The sequence below is a fragment of the Acidilobus sp. genome (genome assembly GCF_049973875.1).
In the GTDB taxonomy this organism is placed as follows: domain Archaea; phylum Thermoproteota; class Thermoprotei_A; order Sulfolobales; family Acidilobaceae; genus Acidilobus.
Window position 1 is genome coordinate 1 of record NZ_JBMFJI010000047.1, and the last position, 4,190, is coordinate 4,190.

General features: G+C 60.4%; 4 protein-coding genes and 1 pseudogene. All 5 read right to left on the bottom strand.

Translation table 11 applies throughout. The annotated features are described in order from the left end of the window. Positions 1–438: glycosyltransferase family 2 protein (locus ACP5H1_RS08005; protein ID WP_427973879.1), on the bottom strand; the 438-nt coding region annotated here is incomplete at its 3' end. 78 nt (positions 439–516) lie between these two features. Continuing rightward, positions 517–1,506, bottom strand: coding sequence for a dTDP-glucose 4,6-dehydratase (locus tag ACP5H1_RS08010; protein WP_427973881.1), 990 nt, complete (start codon positions 1,504–1,506; stop codon positions 517–519). A gap of 3 nt (positions 1,507–1,509) precedes the next feature. Then, complete coding sequence (locus ACP5H1_RS08015; RefSeq protein ID WP_427973884.1) at positions 1,510–2,553, bottom strand: glucose-1-phosphate thymidylyltransferase; 1,044 nt, start codon at positions 2,551–2,553, stop codon at positions 1,510–1,512. A 1-nt stretch (position 2,554) separates the two neighbouring features. After that, positions 2,555–3,341: pseudogene (locus ACP5H1_RS08020) on the bottom strand (SDR family oxidoreductase). Between the two features lie 9 nt (positions 3,342–3,350). Next, entirely contained in the window at positions 3,351–3,908 is a 558-nt protein-coding gene (gene rfbC / locus ACP5H1_RS08025) for a dTDP-4-dehydrorhamnose 3,5-epimerase (protein ID WP_427973886.1), read from the bottom strand. Positions 3,909–4,190 lie beyond the last annotated feature (282 nt).

Sequence of the window (4,190 nt, forward strand, 5' to 3'; positions counted from 1 at the left end):
CTTTACGAAATAAAGCTTTTCTGCAGCAGAGGGTTCCTGTTGATTATATAGGATGTTCCCTCGTTCATCAATAGACTTTTGTGAGTTGTAGAAATAAACAACGACAGGATCAGATTTAAAAGTAGTGTAGACCTTCTCGAGCCTGTCCTCCCTGTACATGTCATCGTCATCTAGGAACGTCACTACGTCTCCCCTGGCCTCCTCCAGGCCTGCCAAGAGGAACCTGCCCTGGTGGGACTCGTCGCTGTAGACGAACTTCCAGCCGTTCCTGCGAATTATGCTGTCGCTGGTGGGGTCCTCGAAGTTCTTGACAACTATGACCTCAAACTTATCCCTGGGGAGCGTCTGCCTTTCAAGGCTTCTGAGCGCGAATGGCAGGTACTGTCTCCTGTTGTAAGCAGTTACTATGACTGAAATGGTTGGCGTATTGGAGCCCATTAAGTTCCCTTTTCATTTTAAGTTAGGTGCAAGAAATATATAAACGTTTAAGAACGGCGTCTCTGGCACGCTCATCGCTCACAAGCGTTTCCCAGCTGCCGCCCTCCACGGAACCTCATTCGCGAAGAACTTATCTTCCAGCAGAGGCCTCCACCAGCCCTGGTTCTCAAGGTACCAGTCGACTGTTCTCCTGATGCCATCCTCGAGCGGCGTGGTCTCATAGCTGAGGCTCGGCCTCATGCAGTACTCAACGTCGTGGCCTGGCCTGTCCTCGACGTGCTTGACCTTTACCTCCCTTCCGAGGTGCCTCCCTATGAGCCCTAGCACCTCCAGGTTTGTCGCCACGTGCCCCCCGGGCAGGTTGTAGCCCCTCCCGGCCTCCCCCTTTAAGGCAAGGTCTACCAGCAGCCTCGCCGTGTCCTCGACGTAGATCCAGTCCCTCCTCTGCAGCCCAGAGCCGTAAACGGGCATTTCAAGGCCGAGGAGCGTCCTTATTATCGCCTTGGGTATGAGCTTCTCCGGGTGCTGCCTCGGCCCGTAGTTATTTGAAGGCCTCGCCACAAGCGCTTCAAGACCGTACGTCCTGACGTAGGCGAAGACGAAGTGCTCCGCGGAGGCCTTTGAGGCGCTGTAGGGCGACGAGGGCCTGAGCGGCGAGCTCTCGTCTGCGCAGCCGTGCACAGAGGCATCACCGAAGACCTCGTCTGTTGACACGTGTAGCAGCCTCGCCCCCAGCCTCCTGGCGGCCTCGAGCACGTTGACGGTCCCGATTACGTTGGTCGTCACGAAGTCCTGCGGCGAGTATATGGAGCGGTCCACGTGGGTCTCGGCCGCCAGGTTAATTATGACCTCGGGCCTGAACCTGGAGAGGGCCTCGTGAAGCTCCGGCCCCCTTATGTCGCCCCTGACGAAATCGTGGTCAGTCCCCTGGAGGTTCTCAGGCCTCCCCGCGTATGTGAGCAGGTCAAACATGAGGGGCCTCATCCCCCTCCTGTTGAGCTCCCTCACTACAGCGGAGCCGATGAAGCCGGCGCCCCCGAGCACGGCTACCCTGACGGTCTCAGTCAACCCTCACACCTCAAGCACGGAGCTCTCGCCGACTATTAACCTCATGGCCTTAGGCTTCCCGTCGCCCCTGACCACCCTGGACCCCTGGCCTATTATTGAGTCCCTCAGCGACACTCCCACTACGCTTGCCCCGTCAAGTATGACCGAGTTCTCGACCTCCGAGTCCTCGACGGTGCAGGAGTCACCAACCATGGTGTAGGGCCCCAGGTAGGAGTCCCTGACCACCGACCCCCTGCCTATGAAGGCCGGCCCTATTACCCTGCTGTTAACCACCTGGGCGCCGTCCTCAACTATGACCCTGCCGTCTATCCTGGAGCTCGAGACGGCCCCCCTTATTGACCTGGCCGCGTGCCTGTCCAGTAGCACCATGTTGGCCTCAAGTATGTCCTCGGGCGTCCCCGTGTCCTTCCACCAGCCGTCAACAATGTCATATGTAACCTCCCTGCCCCTGTCTATGAGTCCCTGTATTGCGTCGGTTATCTCAAGCTCGCCCCTCCAGCTGGGCCCCAGCCCCTCTATGACATCGAAGACCTCCCTTGTGAAGCCATAGACCCCCACCAGGGCGAGGTCGTTTATGGGCTCCCTCGGCTTCTCCACCACCCTGACGACCCTGTTGTCCTTGAGCACCGCGACGCCGAACCTCTGCGGGTTGGGCACCCTGGCCAGCAGTATTGAGGCTGACCCCCTGAAGTCGACAAGCCTCTTAAGGTCATAGGGAACCACGTTGTCGCCCAGGTATACTATGAACCTGTCGCCCACCAGGTTCTTAACCCTGTAGACGGCGTCCGCCAGCCCCCTCGCCCTCCCCTGGTAGAGGTACCTTATCCTGAGGCCGAGCCAGGAGCCGTCGCCGTAATATTCAACCACCCTCTGGGGGTTGTTGTCCCCCAGCACAACTATAACGTCCCTTATGCCCGCGTCCCTCACCTGCTCTAGGACCCACTGGGAGACGGGCTTGCCAGCCACCTTTATGAGCTGCTTCGGGCCCGTGTGGGTCAGCGGCCTGAGCCTGGTCCCCTGGCCGCCGTGGAGAACCACAGCCTCCATATCACACCACCACGTGCTTCATGCTCTCCCCCAGGCTGTAGAAGTCGAAGTTTAGCAGGGCCCTGGCCCTCGAGATGTCCAGGGAGGGGTCGAGGCCGAAGGCCTTTGCGACCTCGACGGCGAGCTGGTACCTCGAGACCCTCTCGCCGGCCACGTTTATGATCCCGATCCTCCTGAGGTCGGCGAGCGCAAGTATCGCCTCGGCCAGCTTCCTTGCAGATATTGGGCTGTAGAAGCCCGCGTAGGCCTTCACTGCCCTGCCTGAGCTGCCTGACCACGAAGGAGGGGAAGCCCCTGTCCCTGAAGACCCCCGAGGTCCTGACCACCAGGGAGTCATCATAGGAGAGGGCGTAGGCCTCCCCCAGGAGCTTCGTGAGCCCGTAGTAGTTTACCGGGTTCGGCTCCTCGTCCTCCCTGTAGAGCCCCTTGGTCCCGTCAAAGACGTAGTCGGTGCTCACGTGAACCAGGTAGGAGCCGGCCACCCTCGCCGCCCTGGCCACGTGCCTCACCGCCTCGGCGTTCACCTTCAGCGCCCTCGCCCTGTCGCTCTCGCAAGCGTCAACGTTTGTCATGGCCACTGCGTTTACTATGACGTCCGGGGAGGCCTTTATTATGAGGTCCTCGAGCAGCTCGAAGTTCATCACGTCAAGCTGTTGGCCGAAGCCGAAGGGGTCCGAGCTGTGGTAGGTGTAAACCACCTCCTTCCCCTTCTCCCTCTCGCCCATGAGCAGCCCTATCAGCTCGTGGCCCAGCTGGCCGGTTCCCAGCACCAGGTACCTCTCCCCCATGTTATCACCTCACGGTATGAGTCCCGCCCGCAGGGCCTCCCTCAGCGTGGGCCACCTGGAGTCCTTCTCCGAGAGCACAGGGCCGCTTATGGACCAGCTGATGGCTAAGTCCGGGTCGTCCCACCTTATGCCTCCCTCGGCCTGCGGGGCGTAGTCGTTATCAACAAGGTAGACCACCACCGCGTCCTCGCTGAGCACCTGGAAGCCGTGGGCGAAGCCCCTCGGTATGTAGAGGGCGTAGCCGTTGTCCTCTGACAGCCTCACCGCCACGTGCCTCCCGAAGGTGGGCGACCAGGGCCTTATGTCGACGGCCACGTCGTATATCTCGCCCTTGACTGCCCTCACTATCTTAGCCTGGGCCCACTGCCCCCTCTGGTAGTGAAGCCCCCTGATCACGCCCCTCCTTGAGTACGACTGGTTCTCCTGGACAACGCTGAACTTGACCCCGGCCTGCTCAAAAGCCCTCGCCGCGAAGGTCTCCATGAAGTAGCCCCTCCGGTCCCTGAAGACCTTTGGCTTCACGAGAACCACGTCTGGGATGTCAAGCCTCTCGAACTCGAAGGGCAAGCCGCTTACCCTGCGCTGTTGCTACATATCAAAAATAAAACCTTTCCCACGCGAGGCCTCCGCCCCCTCTGAAAGTTAGCGGGGAGCCCATCACTCGGGGGAAGCCTGGCAGCCAAGTCACGTTAGGTCTTGGCGTCATCCAGGTACCCGTTAGGCACGGGGAGCCCGAGCCCCCTCCACAGCCGAGACGCAATCCCCTGAAGCTCGGCAGGCAGCGCCTCCATCAGGGCCCCGTAGTCGTCAGCGTCCAATATGTGAAGGGCCCTGACGCCGGCCCACATG